General features: G+C 66.9%; 17 protein-coding genes. 9 read left to right on the top strand and 8 right to left on the bottom strand.

The genetic code is table 11. The features are described from left to right. Positions 1-195: 195 nt before the first annotated feature. Complete coding sequence (locus AC1RLW_RS31230; protein WP_493196260.1) at positions 196-1,128, bottom strand: LysR family transcriptional regulator; 933 nt, start codon at positions 1,126-1,128, stop codon at positions 196-198. Positions 1,129-1,250: 122 nt separating this feature from the next. Here AC1RLW_RS31230 and AC1RLW_RS31225 point away from each other — a divergent pair, with 122 nt between their 5' ends. From AC1RLW_RS31225 to AC1RLW_RS31205, 5 genes are all read left to right on the top strand, one after another. After that, positions 1,251-2,144: an intradiol ring-cleavage dioxygenase gene (locus tag AC1RLW_RS31225; RefSeq protein ID WP_493196259.1), complete on the top strand. Its 894-nt coding sequence runs from the start codon at positions 1,251-1,253 to the stop codon at positions 2,142-2,144. Beyond that, the gene (locus AC1RLW_RS31220) at positions 2,141-2,440 is read left to right on the top strand and encodes a Dabb family protein (RefSeq protein ID WP_493196257.1); all 300 of its coding nucleotides are present in this window, start codon (positions 2,141-2,143) and stop codon (positions 2,438-2,440) included. The genes AC1RLW_RS31225 and AC1RLW_RS31220 overlap by 4 nt, the downstream gene beginning before the upstream one ends. A gap of 14 nt (positions 2,441-2,454) precedes the next feature. Next, the gene (locus AC1RLW_RS31215) at positions 2,455-3,519 is read left to right on the top strand and encodes a maleylacetate reductase (RefSeq protein WP_493196256.1); all 1,065 of its coding nucleotides are present in this window, start codon (positions 2,455-2,457) and stop codon (positions 3,517-3,519) included. Between the two features lie 78 nt (positions 3,520-3,597). After that, positions 3,598-5,280: a bifunctional 3-(3-hydroxy-phenyl)propionate/3-hydroxycinnamic acid hydroxylase MhpA gene (gene mhpA, locus AC1RLW_RS31210; protein ID WP_493196254.1), complete on the top strand. Its 1,683-nt coding sequence runs from the start codon at positions 3,598-3,600 to the stop codon at positions 5,278-5,280. Then, positions 5,277-6,359, top strand: coding sequence for an alpha/beta hydrolase family protein (locus tag AC1RLW_RS31205; protein ID WP_493196252.1), 1,083 nt, complete (start codon positions 5,277-5,279; stop codon positions 6,357-6,359). The genes mhpA and AC1RLW_RS31205 overlap by 4 nt, the downstream gene beginning before the upstream one ends. A 526-nt stretch (positions 6,360-6,885) precedes the next feature. Here the strand turns inward: AC1RLW_RS31205 and AC1RLW_RS31200 are convergent. The 7 genes from AC1RLW_RS31200 to AC1RLW_RS31170 form a co-directional block, all read right to left on the bottom strand. Then, positions 6,886-8,478 (bottom strand): tannase/feruloyl esterase family alpha/beta hydrolase, encoded by a 1,593-nt coding sequence (locus AC1RLW_RS31200; RefSeq protein WP_493196250.1) that lies wholly within the window; start codon positions 8,476-8,478, stop codon positions 6,886-6,888. Positions 8,479-8,537: 59 nt separating this feature from the next. Then, entirely contained in the window at positions 8,538-8,984 is a 447-nt protein-coding gene (locus AC1RLW_RS31195; protein ID WP_139701790.1) for a MaoC family dehydratase, read from the bottom strand. Continuing rightward, entirely contained in the window at positions 8,977-10,629 is a 1,653-nt protein-coding gene (locus AC1RLW_RS31190; RefSeq protein ID WP_493196249.1) for an AMP-binding protein, read from the bottom strand. Before AC1RLW_RS31190 ends, AC1RLW_RS31195 begins: the two co-directional genes overlap by 8 nt. After that, entirely contained in the window at positions 10,626-11,366 is a 741-nt protein-coding gene (locus AC1RLW_RS31185; RefSeq protein ID WP_493196248.1) for a nitroreductase, read from the bottom strand. Before AC1RLW_RS31185 ends, AC1RLW_RS31190 begins: the two co-directional genes overlap by 4 nt. Before the next feature lie 13 nt (positions 11,367-11,379). Then, on the bottom strand, positions 11,380-12,774 hold the full coding sequence (locus tag AC1RLW_RS31180) for an MFS transporter (RefSeq protein ID WP_307693903.1): 1,395 nt from the start codon (positions 12,772-12,774) through the stop codon (positions 11,380-11,382). A gap of 149 nt (positions 12,775-12,923) precedes the next feature. Continuing rightward, the gene (locus tag AC1RLW_RS31175) at positions 12,924-13,943 is read right to left on the bottom strand and encodes an AraC family transcriptional regulator (RefSeq protein WP_159270786.1); all 1,020 of its coding nucleotides are present in this window, start codon (positions 13,941-13,943) and stop codon (positions 12,924-12,926) included. A 146-nt stretch (positions 13,944-14,089) separates the two neighbouring features. Next, positions 14,090-14,695 (bottom strand): TetR/AcrR family transcriptional regulator, encoded by a 606-nt coding sequence (locus AC1RLW_RS31170; protein WP_095747520.1) that lies wholly within the window; start codon positions 14,693-14,695, stop codon positions 14,090-14,092. A gap of 132 nt (positions 14,696-14,827) precedes the next feature. Between AC1RLW_RS31170 and AC1RLW_RS31165 the strand changes: the two genes are divergently transcribed. The 4 genes from AC1RLW_RS31165 to acuI are packed head-to-tail and all read left to right on the top strand — an operon-like array spanning position 14,828 to position 18,690. Continuing rightward, a complete protein-coding gene (locus tag AC1RLW_RS31165; protein ID WP_493196246.1) occupies positions 14,828-15,673 on the top strand; it encodes an alpha/beta fold hydrolase in 846 nt (281 codons plus the stop codon). A gap of 52 nt (positions 15,674-15,725) precedes the next feature. Then, positions 15,726-16,820: an alkene reductase gene (locus tag AC1RLW_RS31160; protein WP_139701796.1), complete on the top strand. Its 1,095-nt coding sequence runs from the start codon at positions 15,726-15,728 to the stop codon at positions 16,818-16,820. A 60-nt stretch (positions 16,821-16,880) separates the two neighbouring features. After that, positions 16,881-17,669, top strand: coding sequence for an SDR family NAD(P)-dependent oxidoreductase (locus tag AC1RLW_RS31155; RefSeq protein WP_307693905.1), 789 nt, complete (start codon positions 16,881-16,883; stop codon positions 17,667-17,669). A 34-nt stretch (positions 17,670-17,703) separates the two neighbouring features. After that, positions 17,704-18,690 (top strand): acrylyl-CoA reductase (NADPH), encoded by a 987-nt coding sequence (gene acuI, locus AC1RLW_RS31150; RefSeq protein ID WP_493196244.1) that lies wholly within the window; start codon positions 17,704-17,706, stop codon positions 18,688-18,690. The last annotated feature ends 7 nt before the right edge of the window (positions 18,691-18,697 follow it).

Here is an 18,697-nt window from a genome sequence, read left to right as displayed (position 1 = left end):
CAGTCGTTCACGAATTGAACCGCGAATGACTCAGATCAGTCTGAAGCGGGCATACCCGAAGGATCGCGAGGCAGCAAAAGCGGACGTCACCGAGCGAGGCGAACGACATTGCAATGTCGCGTTTTTCTCTCTTGGTGTCAGAACGATGACATTCATTTTCAACAGTTCAAGAGCGCTCAGGGCACCCGAAGCGATTCATCCTGACGCCTTCGCCCACGAGGCCCACTTTCTCTCGAGGTCGAGCTTCTCGAATCGCTCGACCAGGAACTCGGTGAAGACCTTCAGCTTCGCAGGCTGGTGCCGGCGGCTCTGGTAGGCGATGTTGATCGTCAGCTGCGGCAGCTCCCAGTCCCGGAGCACGGGGATCAGCCGGCCCGCCACGATGTCGTCGTGAATGATGTACTGCGGCTGGATCAGGATGCCCAGACCCGCCAGGGCCGCGGCCCGGATGACCTGGCCTTCGTTGGCGTCCAGGGTCGGCGCGATGCCGATCGCCTGCGCCTCCTTGCCGCGCTTGAAGTGCAGCACGTAGGGATCGTTCGCCAGCGAGTACACGAGCATCCGGTGGGCGGGCAGCTCCCGGGGCGAGGCCGGCTGGCCGTGCGCGGAAAGATAGGCCGGCGATGCGGCCAGCACGCGCCGCATCTGCGCGAGGCGGCGCACGGTGATGCCCGAGTCGCCTTCGTGCTCCCGGGTGCGGATGGCCGCATCGATGCCCGCCTCGATGAAGCCCGGGTAGCGGTTGGCCGCGGTGATCTGCACGGTGAGCTTGGGGTAGCGCCGGTGGAACTCCGGCAGCGCCGGCGCCAGGTGGATCATCGCGAACGACACGGAGCTCGTGATGCGCAGCACCCCGCTGGGGTTGGTGCTGGCCGAATTGACCTCGGCCTCGGCCTCCGCCATCTCGGCCAGCATGCCGCTGCAGCGCTGGTGGTAGCTGCGCCCGGCATCGGTCAGCCACATGCGGCGTGTGGTGCGCTCCACCAGCCGCGCGCCCAGCCGTTCCTCGAGCCCCGTCAGGTAGCGGCTTGCCGCCGCGTTCGACAGGCCGAGCCGCTCGGCCGCCTTGGTGAGGCTGCCGAGCTCCGCGACCTGCACGAAAAGTTCAATCTGTGCCCAGCGGTCCATGCTCAAAGGATTCTTCCATTTTGAGGAAATGACATTTCATATTTGGCTCTTTTTTTCCGTTCTTTGACGGTACATCATTCGCCCATCGAGGGCCAGGGTTGGTTCACCAGGAGCAAAGCACCGTGCGCAACATCAATGAAGACACCATCACCCAGGCCGTGATCGCCGCGATGTGCCGCTGCGAAAATCCGCGGCTGCTGACGGTCATGACCAGCCTCGTGCAGCACCTGCATTCCTTTGCACGCGAGGTCAAGCTGACGGAGGCCGAGTGGATGGAAGCGATCCGCTTCCTCACCGACGTCGGGCACATCACGGACGACAAGCGCCAGGAGTTCATCCTGCTGTCGGACACCCTGGGACTCTCCACGCTCGTCACGGCGCAGAACAACGCCAAGCCGCCGGCCTGCACCGAGGCCACGGTCTTCGGGCCCTTCTTTGTCGAGGACGCGCCGGTGTACGAACACGGCGCCGACATCGCCAACGGCGCGCGCGGCGAGCCCTGCCATGTCAGCGGCCAGGTGCGCGACCTCGAAGGCCGCCCCATCGCCGGCGCGTGGATCGATGTGTGGCAATCGGACGAGGACGGCCTGTACGACGTGCAGCTTCCCGATGCCTCGGGCACCCACGAGCACCGGGCGCGGGGCCGCCTGCGCAGCGGGGTCGACGGGCGCTTTCACTTCCGCTCGATCCTGGCGGTGCCCTACCCGATTCCGCACGACGGCCCGGTGGGTCGCATGCTGTCGGCGCTGGGCCGGCATCCGTGGCGCCCGGCGCACCTGCATTTCATGATCGAGGTGCCCGGCTGCGAGCGGCTGATCACCCACATCTTCCGCGAGGGCGACAGCTACCTCGATTCGGATGCGGTCTTCGGCGTGCGCTCGACGCTGGTGGCCGACTGGGTGCGCCACGAGGCCGGCCCGGCGCCTGACGGGACGCACTCCGACGTGCCGTTCCACACGCTGCGGTACGACTTCGTGCTCAACCCCAAGGCCCCCAAGGCCGAGGTGCAGGCGTGATCCGGCACATCGTCATGTGGCGCGTCGCCGGCGAGTCGCCGGAGGAAAGGATGCAGGCGCGCAAACGCGTCAAGCAGGCCTTCGAAAGTCTCGGCGGGCGCATTCCCGGCTTGCACCACATCGAGGTGGGCATCGACCGCAGCGACGTGGACCATGCCTGCGACGCCGTGCTGGTGGCCGACTTCGAGTCGCAGCAGGCACTGGACGCGTACGCGGCCCACCCCGAGCACCTGCGGGTGCGCCAGGAACTCGGTGCGCTGCGCACATCGCGCCACCAGGTCGACTACCAGCGCTGAGACAGGAGCCTCGCATGCCTTCATCCTTTGTCTACCAGGCGCTGCCGGGCCGCGTGGTCTTCGGCGCAGGCGCCCTGCTGCAGCTCGAAGCCGAGCTCGACGCACTCGGCGTCCGGCGCGCGCTGGTGCTGTGCACGCCCGACCAGCGGCACGCGGCCGAAGCGATCGCCGCGCGCCTCGGTGCCCGCGCCGCCGGCGTGTTCGACCGGGCCACCATGCACGTTCCGCTCGAGGTGGCGCGCGAGGCGCGCGAGGTGGCCCGCGAGCGCAACGCCGACTGCGCCATCGCCATCGGCGGCGGCTCCACCATCGGCCTGGGCAAGGCGATCGCACTCGACAGCGGCCTGCCGATCGTGGCGATCCCGACCACCTACGCCGGCAGCGAGATGACGCCCATCTACGGCATCACGCAGGACGGCGAGAAGCGCACCGGCACCGATGCGCGCGTGCTGCCCCGCACCGTCATCTACGACCCGCAACTGACGCTGACGCTGCCGGTGGGCCTGTCGGTCACCAGCGGCATCAACGCCATCGCGCACGCGGCCGAAGGCCTGTATGCCGCCAACGGCAACCCGGTCACGCGCCTGATGGCACAGGAAGGCATCCGCGCGCTGGCCGCCGGGCTGCCGGCCATCCACGCCGACCCGGCGGACCTCGAGGCGCGCGGCTCGGCCCTGTACGGGGCGTGGCTGTGCGGCACGGTGCTGGCCCACGGCGGCATGGCGCTGCACCACAAGCTGTGCCACACGCTGGGCGGCAGCTTCAACCTGCCGCATGCGCCGACCCACACGGTCGTGCTGCCCTATGTGCTGGCGTTCAACGCCTCGCATGCCGAAGAAGCGATGCACCGTATGGCGCAGGCGCTGGGCACGCACGGCAGTGCCGCCGCCGGCGTGTGGGATCTGGCCCATCGCAACGGCGCGCCGACCTCATTGCGCCAGCTGGGCATGGCCGAGGGTGATCTCGACCGCGCCGCCGACATCGCCACCGAGCGCCCGTACTGGAACCCGCGACCTGTCGACCGGGCCGCCGTGCGCGCCGTGCTGCAGACGGCCTTCGATGGCGTCAGGCCGGACTGAATTTCCCGTTTTTTTTCTCGCTCTTTCGTTCATGGCGCAGCCCGGTTGCGCCCCCCAAAAATTCCCAGGAGACAAATAATGAATCCCCCTCAAGCGAATCCGCAACCCGACGCTCACGCGTCCTACGACGTGGCCGTGATCGGCTACGGCCCCACCGGCCTGGTGGCGGCCTCGCTGCTGGGCCAGGCCGGTCACCGGGTCGTGGTCGTCGAACGCTGGCCCACCATGTACGGCCTGCCGCGCCTGACGCACATCGACGGCGAGGCTGCGCGCATCGTCCAGGCCTGCGGCAATGTCGATCAGGCCATGCGCGATTCCCTTCCGCTGCACACCTACCACTACGTCAATGCCACCGGCGAACTGCTGCTGGAGCTCGAGTGGAAGGGCAAGCAGTGCGGCTACGCGGCGCACAACTCGATCTACCAACCCGACATCGAAGACGCCATTCACGACCGCGTGGCCACGCTGCCCAATGTCGAGCTGCTGCGCGGCTGGGAGGCCGTGTTCCTCAAGCAGGGCGCCGACGGGGTGACGGTGGCCATCCAGCGCACGAACAGCGGAAAGGACGGCGCGCCCGAAGCCCGCGAGGAGCAATGGGCCGAGCCTGCGCGCACGTTCAACGCCCGCTACGTGATCGGTGCCGACGGCGCCAACAGCTTCGTGCGCCGCGCGCTGGGCATCGAGCGCAACGACTACGGCCACAAGCACCGCTGGCTGAACCTCGATTCCGAGAACCTGTCGGACGCCGCCGAGCGCTTCAAGCGGCTGACCATCTTCTGCGACCCGGCACGCGGCCACATGTACATGCCCATCGGCGACAACCGCACGCGCTTCGAGGTGCGCCTGCTGGACGGCGAAAGCATCGAGGCGTGGGAAGACCCGGCCCACGGCTGGCGCTGGCTGGGCGAGAAGTACGGCGTCGGGCCGAGCGACTTCAAGTTCCTGCGCCACGTGGTCTACACCTTCCAGACGCGCATGGCCGAACGCTGGCGCGAAGGCAACGTGCTACTGGGCGGCGACGCGGTTCACGCCATGATGCCCTACATGGGACAGGGCGCCTGCTCGGGCATGCGCGACGGCATCAACCTGGCCTGGAAACTCGACCTGGTGCTCAGCGGCCGCGCGTCGCCCGCGCTGCTGGACAGCTACGAAGCCGAGCGCCGCCCGCACGCCCAGCAGATCATGGAGATGTCGCTGTTCCTCGGCCAGGTGACCAACGAGGACGACGTGGAAAAAGCCGCTGCGCGCGACGAAGCCTTCCGCACCCACACCATGCCGCCGATGCCGCCCTTCCCGAAGGTGGAGAACGGCGTGCTGCACCGCGAAGCCGACGGCAGCCTGCTGGCGTCCACGGGCGTGCCGGGGCCGCAGGCGCTCGTGCGCCGTGGCGGGGCCGAAGGCCTGCTGGACGATGTCGTGGGCCATGGCTTCCTGCTGGTGGCGCACGAGGACCCCGCGCCGTTCCTGGGCGCCGGCCAGAAGGCGTTCCTGGATCAACTCGGCTGCCACGTCGTGGTGCTGGCCCAGGACGAGCGAGTGCCCGGTGCGGTGGTCGAGCTGGACGGAGAGATGTCCGGGTTCATGACTGAGCATGGCCTCCAGGCCTACATCGGCCGCCCGGACTTCATCGTCTTCGGCTCCGTGCCCCGCATGGACGCGCTCGCGGCCTTGGTGGACGACCTGCGCCGCAAGCTGCACTGGCTCCACAGCGACGACACCGGCGGGCGGGCCGCCCCGCTTGCCGCGGAGCAAGCCGCATGAGCAGCGCGCCCTCTTCTCCCTCTTCTTCCGCCACGTTGGCCTTCCAGCGGGCCATGCCGATGACCCGGCTGCTGGACTGCGGCATGGACTTCGCCGACGCCCAGGCCCTTTTCCAGCGCACCAGCGCCGGCGAGGCATGGGACCAGGTGGCCGAGGCGCTGGCACAGGCGCAGCTGGAGCGCGCCCGCCAGGCCGAGGCAGCAGGCCACCGCGTGACGGCGGCCGAGGCCCAGGCGGCGGCGTTGGCCGACCTGCTGTTCGCCCAGATGGCCTTCAACCACGACACCCCGCGCAAGCGCGCCCTCTACCACCAGCTGTCCATGGCGACGCGCCAGCTGTGCGAGGGGTCCGAAGGCCGCATGACGCGGGTCGAGGTGCCCTTCGGCCCGGGCCATCTCGTCGGCTGGCTGGTGCGGCCGCACGCCGTGCCCGCGCGCGGCACGGTGCTGGTGTTCGGCGGCCAGAGCGGCTGGGGCGTGGCCTACCTGCCCATTGCCCGCGCGCTCGCGCGACGCGGCCTGGCCACCCTGCTGGCCGAAGGGCCGGGCCAGGGCGAGACGCGCATGAACCAGGGCATTCATGTCGATGTGGACATGGAAACGGCCTACAGCCAGTTCGTCACCTTCATCGCGAACGACGCCTCGCTCGGTGCGCCCGGCATCTGGGGCAACAGCGTCGGAGGCCTGTGGGCCGCGCGCACGGCCGCGGCCGATGCACGCATCCGCGCCTGCTGCGTCAACGGCAGCCTGGCCGCACCGACGCTGCTGCCCTTCCGGACCTTCGCGGAGCAGGCCGCGGCCATGCTGGGCACCGACGACGAACAGGCCGTCCAGCAGAACTTCGAACGCATGCGCTTTCGCCCCGGGCGGGACCGCATCGACTGCCCCTTGCTCGTGCTGCACGGCGGTGCCGATCCACTGGTTCGAATGGAAGACCAGCAGCCCTTCCTGGACGCCGCGACGAATTCCGACGTTACCTTGCGCGTGTGGGACGACGGCGAGCACACGATCTACAACCATGCGGCGCAGCGGACCGCCTTCGTGGCGGACTGGTTTGCCCGGCGGCTCGCGCCAAGTTGACTTCGTGGCACCGCTGGTTCAGCGCAGCGGTACAGAACGACGTCTTGACCCGAGCTCATTCGGTAACGGGGCAACTTCGGGATTGGAAGCAAGCTCATGCAAGGCCACTGGCGTCCGATCTTGCTAGTAACGCCTGTCAGACAAGCGACTACCGCCAGCCTGAACCAGCCGTCGACGTAAGGCGGTTATGCAGCGATTGCCGTAGTCGGGATCGGAACAATCGATGTCTGCAACGAGGCCAATACCCGACAACCAAGGCAGTGTGAATCGCTGCGGGGCTCAGTCCGGATCGGGCTTCGTAGGTAGGGTCAGTACGCCGACGCATGCCCTCGGCGCCCACCGAAGTTGCGCGCTTCGGCGGCCAGAGGGTGCGAGAAACCAGCAGGAGGACACCGTATCCATTGAATGCATCAGCGCGTGTCGAATCCTTCCCGCGCCACCCAGAACGGGCGACGCGCGTTCTCTTCGCGAATGCCTTCACAGACCAGCCTGTGCCAACACTGCTGCGTACACAGCGCCACGACGCCTAGCTAGGTGACGTGCAGGTGAAGCTGGACGCCGCGTCGGGATCGCCGGTGCCGTTGTACTTTGGAAACTGCGGGTGCCTGCACATCGGCCGCTGCATGCCCTTGCCCGGCTCGACGCTGCGCGTGGCCACGATCTCGCGGGCGCTGGGATGGGTGCCGGTTTCGATCCAGTCGAACATCGGGGTGATGAGGTCGACGCTGTCCGGGCCCTTGCCGCCTGCCGGCGTGGCGGCGCAGTGGTCGTTGCCTGCCAGCACGTAGTACTCGACGAACCGGTCGGCCGCGGCCTGCCCGCCCGCTGCGGCGACGACCTTGCGGTAGTAGTCCGTGGTGTTGTTCTGCGTGATCAGCCAGTCGGTGGTGCCGTGCATGAGCAGCATCTTGCCGTTGCGGGCCCGGAACCCGCTCAGGTCGGGGTTGACTGCATCGATCAATCGGGCGAGGTGGTCGAGTCGGTTCGTGTACTGCAGCGGGTCGACGTTCAGCGGGTCTGCGGACGGGTCTTGCGCCACGAAGTACTTCATGTAGTCGCCGCCGAGAATCTGAAACGTGGTGCCTCCGATGGCCTGCCACGATGCGTCGTCGGCGGTCTCGCCGCCGACATAGGGAAAGGCCGGCCATGTGTAGCGACCACCCGCCACATCGGTGGGCTCGTACAGGACCTTGGCGGACGCCAGCTGCGCATCGGTCAGGCAAGAGTCTGCGTCGGCGCCCGTGCATCGGAGCTTGGCCAGATCGGGCTTGCAGGCCTCGGGGTGGCTGATGATGCCGTCCTTCAGGCCGTCGAGTGCATCGCATTGGGACTGCATGAAGTTCGCGAGGGTCTTGACCTTCGGGATGCTCAGGCCCGCCTCGGGCTGGGCCAGCTGCTTGAGTATTTTTTGATACCAGAGGAACTGGCCCGTGTAGGCATTGGCCGGGGCGCGCGCAATCACGCCGTCGAACAGATCGGGATGCCGTTGCGCCTGGATCAACGCCTGGCGCCCGCCGCCCGAACAGCCCTCGTAGACAAACTTCGAGCGGCCGACCGATTCGCCATAGCGCGAGCGGAGCACGGCCTTCGCCGATGCAAGCACCTTGGGCACGGCACCGTCTGCGTAGTCCTGAAGCAACTGGGGGTCTATAGCGAAGGAGTTATTGGGATGCTTGGCCGCATCGTGTCCATGGTTCGTCGCGATGGTCGCGTAGCCGCTTTCCGCGACGCCAGGACTGTAGGCGCTGGGGTAGATGGCGCCGTCGAAGCCGCCGCCGCCGATGAACAGGACACGCTGGTTCCAGCTGCTGGGCAGCTTGACTTCGAAGGCGAGTTCCGGCGGCATCTCGCCGCGCACGGTGCAGGTCTCCGGCGTGGTGTCTGTCTGGGGCGTCAGCGTCGCCTGCGTGATCGTGGCGCCTTCGAAGGCCCGGCTCAGGAAACTGTTGCACGCGGCCTGCGCGCTTCCGGCAGCGGACGGGAACAGCGCGGGTGGCGAGTTGCCACCACCGCTGCCGCTGCCGCCGCAGGAAGCAAGCAGCGCCGCAGCAGCCACCACGGACCACGAGGTGATGCGCCGGTGGGTGTCGCGTCGGCATGTGAGAGGGGCCATCTTCATTCTTTGTCTCCTTGTTGGGGCAATGCCCCCGTGAACGCGCACGCTGGCGCGGAAAGCACTCATGCGGCGGGCGTGAAAAGCACCGTGCCCTGCGCGAGCACGCTGGTCCTGTCGTCTGCGCTCTTGATCGCACCTTGCAATTCGAGAACGCAGCCGCCCTTCGAATGCGCGGCCATCGACGTCACGCGCCACTCGATGAGTACCGTCTCGCTCGCCCGTACGGGACGCAGCAGGTCGACCGAGAAGTTCATGCCCAGCACCTTCCCCCTCGTAGCGAAGTGACTGGCGGTCAGCCCCATCAGCAGCGAGGTGGTGTGGGTCGCACTGGCGATCAAGCCGCCGAAGCGCGTGCCCTGTGCAAACGCGGCATCGTGGTGCAGCGGGTTCTCGTCTCCCGCGGCCAGCGCGAAGGCACGCACTTGCGCTTCGTCGAAGGTGTGGGGTCGCGAGAAGCGATAGCCGGGCCCGACAGGCCCCAGGGCCGCGGCCGCTTCGCACTCAACCATGGCTCGCGAGCCGGGTGATGGCGTCCTGGCTTCCGGCCTGCTGGCGCAAGCGGAACTTCTGGATCTTTCCCGTGGCCGTCTTCGGCAAGGGGATGAAGATCACGCGGCGCGGACACTTGAAGTGCGCCAGCCGCTCGCGGCAGAACGCAATGATCTCTTGCTCGGTGGGCGCGGCGACACCGGCCTTCAGCTCGATGAACACGCACGGCACCTCGCCCCACTTGGGGTCGGGCTGCGCCACCACGGCGGCGTGCAGCACCGCCGGGTGTCCATGGATGACGTCTTCGATTTCGACCGACGAGATGTTCTCGCCGCCCGAGATGATCACGTCCTTCGACCGATCGGTGATCTGCGCATACCCGGTGGCATGCAGGACCGCGACGTCACCGGTGCGGAACCAGCCGTCGGCGAGCGCCTTGCGCGTTGCCGCCTCGTTCTTGAAGTAGCCCATCATCACGGTGTTGCCGCGCAGCATGAGCTCGCCCGCCGATTTGCCGTCGGGCACGACGGGTTCGAGGGTGTCGGCATCGCCGACCATGAGGCCTTCGAACATGGCGGCGCGCACGCCCTGGCGCACGCGCAGCGCCCCCTGCTCGGCGGGCGCTAGGTCGTCCCAGCCGTCCTGCCACACGCAACTCACCGGCGTGCCGGAAACCTCCGTGATGCCGAAGACGTGCTCCACGTCAAAGCCCATCGCCAGCACCGCATTCAGCACGGCGAGCGGCGGTGGTGAGCCGGCCGTGAGCACGCGCACGGGGCGCGGCAGCCGGGTGTCTTTCGCCGCGTCCGCGAGCATCGCCATCACGACCGGCGCTGCGCAGAGGTGATCGATCTGATGGCGCTCGATGGCCTCCAGCACGGCGTCGGCAGACACCCGGCGCAGGCAGACATGGGTGCCCGCCGCCGCAGTCACGGCCCAGGTGAAGCACCATCCGTTCGCGTGGAACATGGGCAAGGTCCACAGGTACTTCGGCGCCCGTGGCATCGCCCAGTTCGTGATCTGCAGCAGGCTCATGAGGTAGGTGCCACGATGGCTGGCGACCACGCCCTTGGGGTCTCCGGTCGTGCCGGAGGTGTAGTTCAGGGCGATGGGTTGCCACTCGTCGCTGGGCCAGCGACCGGCAAAGTCCGGGTCTCCGTTCGCCAGCAGCGATTCGTAGTCGGTCTCGCCGATGGGTTCGCCGGGTGGTGCGAGGTGGTCGTTGATGTCGATGACCGCAGGCGCACGGTCGAGCAGCTTCAGCGCTGCGGCCACCGTGGCGGCGAACTCGCGATCGACCATCAGCAATTTGCACTCGCCGTGGCGCAGGATGAACGCGATGCCTTCGGCATCCAGGCGATGGTTGATTGCGTTGAGCACCGCGCCGGCCAGCGGAATGCCGAAGTGGGCCTCCAGCATGGCCGGCGTGTTGGGCGCGAGCACCGAGACGGTGTCGCCCGGTTCGATGCCTCGCATCGCCAGCGCGGACGCCAGGCGATGGCAGCGCTCGCGCGTCTGCGCCCAGGTTCGCGTCAGCTCGCCGTGCACCACCGCCACGCGGTTCGGATGCGCGAGCGCCGCGCGGTCGAGAAAGCCCAGCGGCGTGAGCGGCACATGATTTGCCGCGCAGCGTTCGAGGCCCCGTGCATAGGATGGCGCGCTCATGCGGTGGTCTCCTTGGAGGTGTCGTGGAAGGTCGTAAACGCGGAGACTGGCTCGCGCTCGGTGACGAGCGAGTTCTCGACCGACGAGGTGTCGGCGTAGCCCAGGCTCATGCCGCAGACCAGCATCTGGCCGGCGGGAATGTCCAGCAGGTCCGCGATCTGGCGATGGAATTTCAGGAACGCGGCCTGCGGGCAGGTGTGGAGGTTGCGGCCGCGCGCGGCCACCATCACGCTCTGCAGGAACATGCCGTAGTCCAGCAGGCTGCCCTCCTCGAGTTCGCGGTCCACCGTGAAGAACAGGCCCACGGGCGCATCGAAGAAGCGGTAGTTGCGACCGTGCTGCAGGTGCATGCGCTGCTTGTCGCCCTTGGCGATGCCGAGCAATCCGTAGAGGTCCCAGCCGACCTTGCGGCGCCGCTCCAGGTAGGGAGAACACCATTCGCGCGGGTAGTAGTCGTAGGGCTCGAGCAGCTCGCCCGACCGGCCGGGATCGTCGTCGAGCACGGCAATCGCCGCCGACAGACGGGCCTTGGCAGGCCCCGTCAGCACATGCACATGCCAGGGCTGCATGTTCATGCCGGAGGCGCTGTAGCGCGCCGTCGAGAGGATCGCCTCGACCTCTTCCCGGGGCACCGACCGGGGCAAGAACGCCCTGACGCTGCGCCGGGTGGCAATGGCCCAGTCGACCGCTCCTTGCAGCGCGTGTGCCTCCAGCGGTGGCGCCATCATTCGGTTCATTGAGGTTTCCTTGCTATTTCGAAGCCGGGCGAATCGCCCCGTCCACACGGCCCACTTCGCCGGTGGCCGCGCGCGCGGCCTTGGCCTGGGTCGACGCGGCGCGCGACTGGTTCACGAACGACACCGCTGCCGCGCCGATGACGCCGGCCAGGGCGATCGCCATGAAGTTCTGCTCGATGGGCAGGCTCAGCGACACGAGCCAGCCGATCAGGATCGGCGCGGCAATGGCGCCGATGCGGCCGACACCCGAGGCAAAGCCGACACCCGTCGAACGCACGGCCGGTGGATAGAAATCGCCGGCGTAGGCATAGGCCAGCAGTTGCGTTCCGAGCGTGGACGCGCCCACCACGAACACGGCGACGAACAGCAGCTCGGTCGATTTCGTGTACGCGAGCGCGGCCAGCGACGCAGCTCCGACCACGTAGAACGCCACCAGCACATGCTTGATGTTGAACTTGTCGCTCAGCAGGCCGCCGCCGATTGCGCCCACGATCGCACCGACGTTGAAGACGATCACGAAGTTCAGGGCCGAGCCCAGGCTGTATCCCGCCATGGCCATGAGCTTGGTCAGCCAGGAGTTCAGCGCGTAGACCATGAACAACCCCGTCATGAAGGCCACCCAGATCATCACGGTGCTGAACGCGCGTCCGGCATCGAACAGGGTTCGCACCGGCGCGTCGTGCAGGCGGTCGCTGGACGCGCCGACATACACGGTGCCGGCTGCGTTCGGCTGCTCCGGCGCGAGCTTGGCCGCGATCTCGCCGAGCTGCCGCTGGTCACCCTTCTTGAGGAGAAACGACAGCGATTCGGGCATCGTTTTCAGAATGAGTGGAATCAGCAGCACGGGCAGGCCGGCCACATAGAACACCCATTGCCATCCATGGCTCTCGATGAGCTGCTTGGCGGTGAGCGCGACCAGAATGCCGCCCACGGAGTAGCCCGCGAAAACCATCGTCACCAGGCGCGTACGCAGCTTCGCCGGTGCGAACTCGCCCATCTGCGCGGTCACGATGGGCAACACCCCGCCGATGCCGAGGCCCGCGATGAAGCGGGCGACGCTGAAGCCGATGGGTTCGGTGGCCAGCCCGGTCAGCGCCGTGAAGACACTGAAGAGCGCCACGCACACCGCGATCATGCGAGGGCGGCCGATGCGGTCTGCCAAGGTGCCCAGGAAGATCGCGCCCAGCATGGTTCCGAACAACGCCGACCCGGCCATGACGCCGGCGCTCGTGGCGTCGACGCCCATGTCTTTCATGATCGATGGCAGCGCGGCGCCCACGACCGCCAGGTCATAGCCGTCGATGACCAGGATCAACACGCACCACCAGAGCACGAGCCCGTGAAAGCCGTTGAACCGGGAGTGCCCCGCCAACGCGTGAATATCGACCTGCTTGCCGGCCTGCTGCATGTTTTCGTCTCCTGTCGTTTGATCTGTCGCGAGATGCGATGTCGACGGGAGGTTAGTTCTGCAGGCGGCACGCTTCCATGCCCGCGCGTCTCGATCTGGATGGGGCGTTCGGACATGTCGGCATCCCTGCCGGACGCCGGAGCTTCGGCTTATTGCGGCGCGGGTGCGGACGAGCGATAGGCGCCCGGGCTGACGCCTGTCCATTTCTTGAAGGCGCGATGGAAGGCGCTGGTTTCCTGGAAGCCAGTGCGGGCAGCGACTTCGGCCACCGTCAGCGACGCGCTCGACAAGAGGTCGATGGCGATGTCCCGCCGCAGGTCGTCCTTCACGCGCTGGTAGCTCACGCCCTCCTGCTGCAAGCGGCGTTGCAGCGTGGTGCCGGAAACGCAGAGTTCCTGTGCGAGCTTTTCGAGTTCGGGCCACGCCTCGGGCATCTGGCTTCGCAACCTGTTGCGCACCTGGGCGCTGGTGCTGGCGTCGTTACGGTACTTGACCAGCAGGTTGGCCGGCGCTTCCCTCAGGAAGTTGTCGACCGTGGCGGGCGACTCCGCAATCTTCAGGTCCAGCAGATCGCTTGCGAAACTGATGTGCGTGGTCTCGCCATTGAATTTCACGCTCTCGCAAAAGCGCGTTCGGTAGTGGCTGTCGTCGCCGGGCGGCGGGCATCGGAACTGCATCTCGCGCAGGGGAATGCGCCGGTGCACGAGCCAGCACGCCAGCCCATGGACGAGGATGAACCAGGTGCCGTAGCCGAACAACCGGCGCAGCACGCCGCCGTCATGCAGCACGACGCGCGCCTCGTCGCCGTCGCAGACCAGCTCGCCGCGGAAATCGTCCAATGTGGCGTGGAGGAACCTCAGGATGCGGCGCAGCGCGTGCGCCAGGTTGTCGGCGTTGACGGCGGCGCGCGTCATCAGCGCATAGCTGCCGCGGCGAAGCCCGTGGCTGTCGAGGCCGAAGAACTCGTCGTCCATCAGGTCGGCCAGCGCCACCCACATCTGCGAATACGCCGCCGCCGAGATGCGCGCACGCGGCGCGTTCAACAGCTCACGATCAATCTTGGCGCTTTCGAGGACGCTGCTGATGTCCATGTTTCTCAGCGCCGCGGCGTGGATCGCCTCGTGCACCAGTTCAATGGACACGGTTCCCTTCAAGCCTGCAGACTTCATACGCACTCGCTCAAGAATCAGTGGTGGGGCGAGCTCTTTATAAGCGCGTTTCGCGCTGTGCAGGATGCGGCCTCGGGGGACCCGCAGCGTCTGCAGCAATGAGATGCCGCCGACCTCTGTCGTGGGCTGTCGCGGAAGTTGTGCGACTAGGTGCTCTGGGAACCGGAAGCGCCAGGCGTCATCGAGGAAAGCCTCGACAGGACGGCGCTGCGGCAGACATCCAGAATTTCATCGGCCAGTGGCGAGTCGTCAGGACACGCCCGCGACAGCACGATGGCACCGACTGCCTGCGCAATGAGGTCGATCCGCCTGGCGCGTGCGTCGCCGCCCTGATCGTCCTCCTCTGGCGCGTCGAACTGGTTTCCCAGGGTCACCAGCAGGTTTTCAATGCCGGTCGCAAACGCCGTCTTGATCGACTCCGGTTGGCGCGCAGCATCTGCGCACAGGGCGGCCATCGTGCAACCGTCACCCGGTGCATCTCGGTGTTCACGGGACAGATAGTGATGGACAAATGCCATCGCATCGACGCCTTCGGCCTTGGCGGCCGTCTGCGCAAAACCGCAGGTCGCGGCTTGCGCCATCAGGTCGGCCTTGGATTCGAAGTGCTTATAGAACCCGCCGTGGGTAAAGCCTGCGAACGCCATCAAGTCCGCAATCCCCACCCCGTCGTAACCACGCTCGCGAAACAGCGTGGAGGCCGTCTCGACGATGTGCGCCCGGTTCGCCTGTGCCTGCGCCTTGGTGACCTTCATGTCCAGGACCTCTCTAGATGTGCCATCGGTGAAGCCATGAATATACATTGATGTCAATCATCATCAAAGCCCTTGACATCAAAGATGATGATTGACATCATTAACCCAACTTACCTTGGAAGGCTTCCGAAAATGAGCGATACCCACCTGACCGCACCCACCCGCTTCGTCGAAGTGGATGGCGACAAATTCGCCCATCGCCGCTGGGGCAACACCTCCAGCGGACAGCCCCCTCTGTTCTTCGTCCAGCATTTCCGCGGCGGCCTGGACCACTGGGATCCCCTGTTGACCGATCGTCTGGCCGCAGGCCGCGAGGTCATCCTTTACAACGGTCGCGGCATTGCCTCCTCGACCGGCACGCCCCGCAACCGGATCGAAGACATGGCGGACGACATCGCCCTGGTGATCCGGGCGCTGGGTCTGTCCCAGGTCGATCTGCTTGGTTTCTCGATCGGGGGCTTCCAGGTGCAGGAGGTCGTGCTGCGTCACCCGCAACTGGTTCGAAAGCTCGTCCTGCTCGGCACCGGACTGCGCGGCGGCGATCCGAAGATGGAGCCCAGGGTGCTGGAGGTCGCGCCGAACCCCGTGCCGACCGCGGATGACTTTCTCTACCTGTTCTTCGGCCGCTCGGAAGCTGCCAAGCAGGCGGGTCTGGCCTTCTGGGAGCGCCGCCACCAGCGCGCCGACCAGGACCCGCCCAGCTCGATGGCCGTCGCTCAAGCCCAAGCCGAGGCGCACGCCGCCTACCTGCAGCCGCTGCCGGGTGCGAACCCCTATGCCTTCCTGAACGCCGTCACGCAGCCGACCCTGGTGCTCAACGGCGTCGACGACATCATGATTCCCACGATCAACTCCTGGCATCTGTCGCAGAACATTCCCAACGCGCAGCTGTTGATCTATCCCGACGCCGGACACGGCGCGCAGTTCCAGTATCCCGAGCGCTTCCTGCAACACGCGATCCAGTTCCTCGAGGAGTGATGCCGTAGCGCATCCCGTCCCCGCCCGATCAACGACGACACAGCAAACAAGCATGACTGACAAGACGCTCTTCGAGCCCTACACACTTGGCTCACTCCAACTGTCCAACCGCATCGTGATGGCGCCGCTGACGCGCAATCGGGCAGGCGCGGGTCTGGTGCCCAGCGAGTACGCCGCCACCTACTACGGTCAGCGCGCCTCGGCGGGCCTGATCATCACCGAGGCCACCCAGATCTCGGCCGATGCCCAGGGCTACCAGGACACCCCGGGTCTGTACACGCCGCAGCAGATCGACGGCTGGCGCAAGGTGACCGACGCCGTTCACGCCAAGGGCGGGCGGATCTTCGTGCAGTTGTGGCACGTGGGCCGTATCTCCCACGTCGACCTGCGCCCTGGTGGCACCGCGCCGGTGGCCCCCTCCCCCATCCGCGCCGCGACCAAGACCTTCGTCAACAACGGTTTTCATGACGTCTCCGAGCCACGTGCCCTGACCCTGGATGAGATTCCAGGCATCGTCGAGGATTTCCGCCAGGCTGCGGCCCATGCGATCACTGCGGGGTTCGACGGCGTCGAGGTCCACGGTGCCAACGGCTACCTGCTGGAGCAGTTCATCAAGGACGGTGCCAACACCCGGACGGACGCGTACGGCGGCTCCATCGAGAACCGCGCGCGCCTGTTGCTCGAAGTCACGGCCGCCGTGGCGAAGGAAATCGGTGCCGAGCGCACCGGTGTGCGCCTCTCGCCGGTGTCGTCGGCCGGCGCCATTTCGTCCAGCGATCCGCAGTCGCAGTACGACTACATCGCCGAGCAACTCAATGCGATGGGCATCGTCTACCTGCATGTGGTCGAAGGCGCCACCGGGGGTCCGCGCGATGCCGCACCGTTCGATTTCGACGCCTTGCGCACTCGCTTCAAGAACACCTACCTGGCCAACAACGGGTATGACCTCGAACTGGCCAACGCCCGCCTGATCGAGGACAAGGCCGACCTGTTCGTCTTCGGCCGCCCCTTCATCAGCAACCCCGATCTGGTCGAAAGGCTGGAGATCGGCGCACCCCTCGCCGCGCTGGACCCCACCACGCTGTATGGCGGTGGCGCCAAAGGCTACATCGACTATCCGACCCTCGCTGATTCCAGCGTCCGGTAGTCGTTTTTCCACGCTGCATATCTCGGCATGGACTCACCCTTTCGATCACGAGCAAAACACATGACCTCTCATTCCACTGTTCTCATCACGGGCGCCTCGACCGGCATTGGCGCCATCTATGCCGACCGCTTCGCACGCCGCGGCCACGACCTCGTGCTGGTGGCGCGCGACAAGGCGCGGCTGGAAACGCTCGCGGCGCGCCTGCGTGAGGAAACCGGCGCTGCCGTCGATATCCTTGCGGCCGATCTGACCCAACCCGGCGACCTGGCCGCCGTCGAGACGCGACTGCGCGAGGACGCCAGGATCGAGACCCTGATCAACAACGCCGGGGCCGCACTGTCCGGCCCGTTCATCGACCAGTCGACAGACGATGTCGCCCGCTTGGTCAGCCTCAACACCACCGCACTCGTGAGGCTGGCGAGCGCCATCACCCCGCGCCTGGTGCAGGCCGGCAAAGGCGCGATCGTCAACATCGGCTCGGTGGTCGGCCTGGCGCCCGAGTTCGGCATGTCGGTCTACGGCGCGACCAAGGCCTTCGTGCTGTTCCTGTCCCAGGGGTTGAGCCTGGAGCTCGCGCCCAAGGGCGTCTACGTGCAGGCGGTGTTGCCGGCCGGCACCCGCACCGAGATCTGGGAGCGCGCGGGCATCGATACCCGTGCGATGCCCGACCTGATGGGAGTAGAAGAGCTGGTGGATGCCGCGCTGACCGGATTCGACCGCCGTGAACTCGTGACCATCCCGCCGTTGCACGATGCCGCGCGCTGGGAGGTGCTGAACACGGCACGTCAGGCCCTGGTCGCGGACATTCGGCAGGCGCACGTGGCGGAGCGCTATCGAACCGCCGCCTGAAACGGCAAGAACGCCAGAACGGAAGGAACAGCACATGACATTCAAGGCACTGCTCGCCAGCAAGACCGGCGACACCATTTCAAGCAGCCTGGTCGACTTCAAGGAAGAGGACCTGATGCCGGGCGACGTCACCGTCGCGGTCGAGTACTCGACGGTGAACTACAAGGACGCGATGGCGCTCAGTGGCCGGTCACCGGTCATTCGCCAGTTTCCGCTAATTCCGGGCATCGACTTTGCCGGTGTCGTCGAGTCGTCGACTTATCCCGGCATCGCAGCCGGCGACCGTGTGCTGGCCAACGGCTGGGGACTGAGCCAGACGCACCACGGCGGCTTTGCGCAAAAGGCGCGGGTGAGCGGTGATTGGCTGGTCAAGGTTCCCGAGGTGTTTTCGACCCAGGATGCCATGGCCATCGGCACCGCCGGGTACACCGCCATGCTGTCGGTGCTCGCGCTCGAGCATGGTGGCCTGACGCCCGAGCACGGCGACATCCTGGTGACGGGCGCCAATGGCGGCGCCGGCTCCGTGGCGATCGCGCTGCTGTCGAGCCTGGGCTATCGCGTGATCGCGTCGACCGGGCGTCTCGAGGAATCCGATTACCTGCGTGCGCTGGGCGCGGCGGACATCATCGACCGTCACACCCTGTCCGAAGCGGGCGCACCGATCGCCAAGGAGCGATGGGCCGGGGCCATCGATTCGGTCGGCAGCCATACCTTGGCAAACGTCCTGGCGCAGACCCGGTATCGCGGCGTGGTCGCGGCCTTCGGGCTCGCACAGGGCGCGGACCTGCCGGCATCCGTCCTGCCCTTCATCCTGCGCAACGTCACCCTCGCCGGTATCGACTCGGTCAATGCGCCGCAGCCTGCGCGGCTGCAGGCGTGGTCGCGTCTGGCCAGCGACCTGGACCTGGACAAGCTGGCACGGACCACCAAGGTGATCGGATTGGCAGAGGTTCCTGACGTTGCCAGCCAGGTACTCGCAGGGAAGGTCCAGGGGCGCACCATCGTGGATGTGAACGCCTGACCGGATC

Source organism: Variovorax sp. GW822-FHT04A09 (assembly GCF_058801005.1).
Note: the sequence above shows the minus strand (reverse complement) of the source record. Positions and strands in the feature narration are given on the sequence as shown.

Excerpts from the sequence above, each read along its gene's own strand:
- acuI (WP_493196244.1), top strand. The coding sequence starts at position 17,704 with ATGACATTCAAGGCACTGCTCGCCAGCAAGACCGGCGACACCATTTCA.
- AC1RLW_RS31170 (WP_095747520.1), bottom strand. The coding sequence starts at position 14,695 with ATGAAGGTCACCAAGGCGCAGGCACAGGCGAACCGGGCGCACATCGTC.
- AC1RLW_RS31195 (WP_139701790.1), bottom strand. The coding sequence starts at position 8,984 with ATGGTTGAGTGCGAAGCGGCCGCGGCCCTGGGGCCTGTCGGGCCCGGC.
- AC1RLW_RS31175 (WP_159270786.1), bottom strand. The coding sequence starts at position 13,943 with ATGAAGTCTGCAGGCTTGAAGGGAACCGTGTCCATTGAACTGGTGCAC.
- mhpA (WP_493196254.1), top strand. The coding sequence starts at position 3,598 with ATGAATCCCCCTCAAGCGAATCCGCAACCCGACGCTCACGCGTCCTAC.
- AC1RLW_RS31160 (WP_139701796.1), top strand. The coding sequence starts at position 15,726 with ATGACTGACAAGACGCTCTTCGAGCCCTACACACTTGGCTCACTCCAA.
- AC1RLW_RS31230 (WP_493196260.1), bottom strand. The coding sequence starts at position 1,128 with ATGGACCGCTGGGCACAGATTGAACTTTTCGTGCAGGTCGCGGAGCTC.
- AC1RLW_RS31155 (WP_307693905.1), top strand. The coding sequence starts at position 16,881 with ATGACCTCTCATTCCACTGTTCTCATCACGGGCGCCTCGACCGGCATT.
- AC1RLW_RS31205 (WP_493196252.1), top strand. The coding sequence starts at position 5,277 with ATGAGCAGCGCGCCCTCTTCTCCCTCTTCTTCCGCCACGTTGGCCTTC.
- AC1RLW_RS31200 (WP_493196250.1), bottom strand. The coding sequence starts at position 8,478 with ATGAAGATGGCCCCTCTCACATGCCGACGCGACACCCACCGGCGCATC.
- AC1RLW_RS31215 (WP_493196256.1), top strand. The coding sequence starts at position 2,455 with ATGCCTTCATCCTTTGTCTACCAGGCGCTGCCGGGCCGCGTGGTCTTC.
- AC1RLW_RS31185 (WP_493196248.1), bottom strand. The coding sequence starts at position 11,366 with ATGAACCGAATGATGGCGCCACCGCTGGAGGCACACGCGCTGCAAGGA.
- AC1RLW_RS31180 (WP_307693903.1), bottom strand. The coding sequence starts at position 12,774 with ATGCAGCAGGCCGGCAAGCAGGTCGATATTCACGCGTTGGCGGGGCAC.
- AC1RLW_RS31190 (WP_493196249.1), bottom strand. The coding sequence starts at position 10,629 with ATGAGCGCGCCATCCTATGCACGGGGCCTCGAACGCTGCGCGGCAAAT.
- AC1RLW_RS31165 (WP_493196246.1), top strand. The coding sequence starts at position 14,828 with ATGAGCGATACCCACCTGACCGCACCCACCCGCTTCGTCGAAGTGGAT.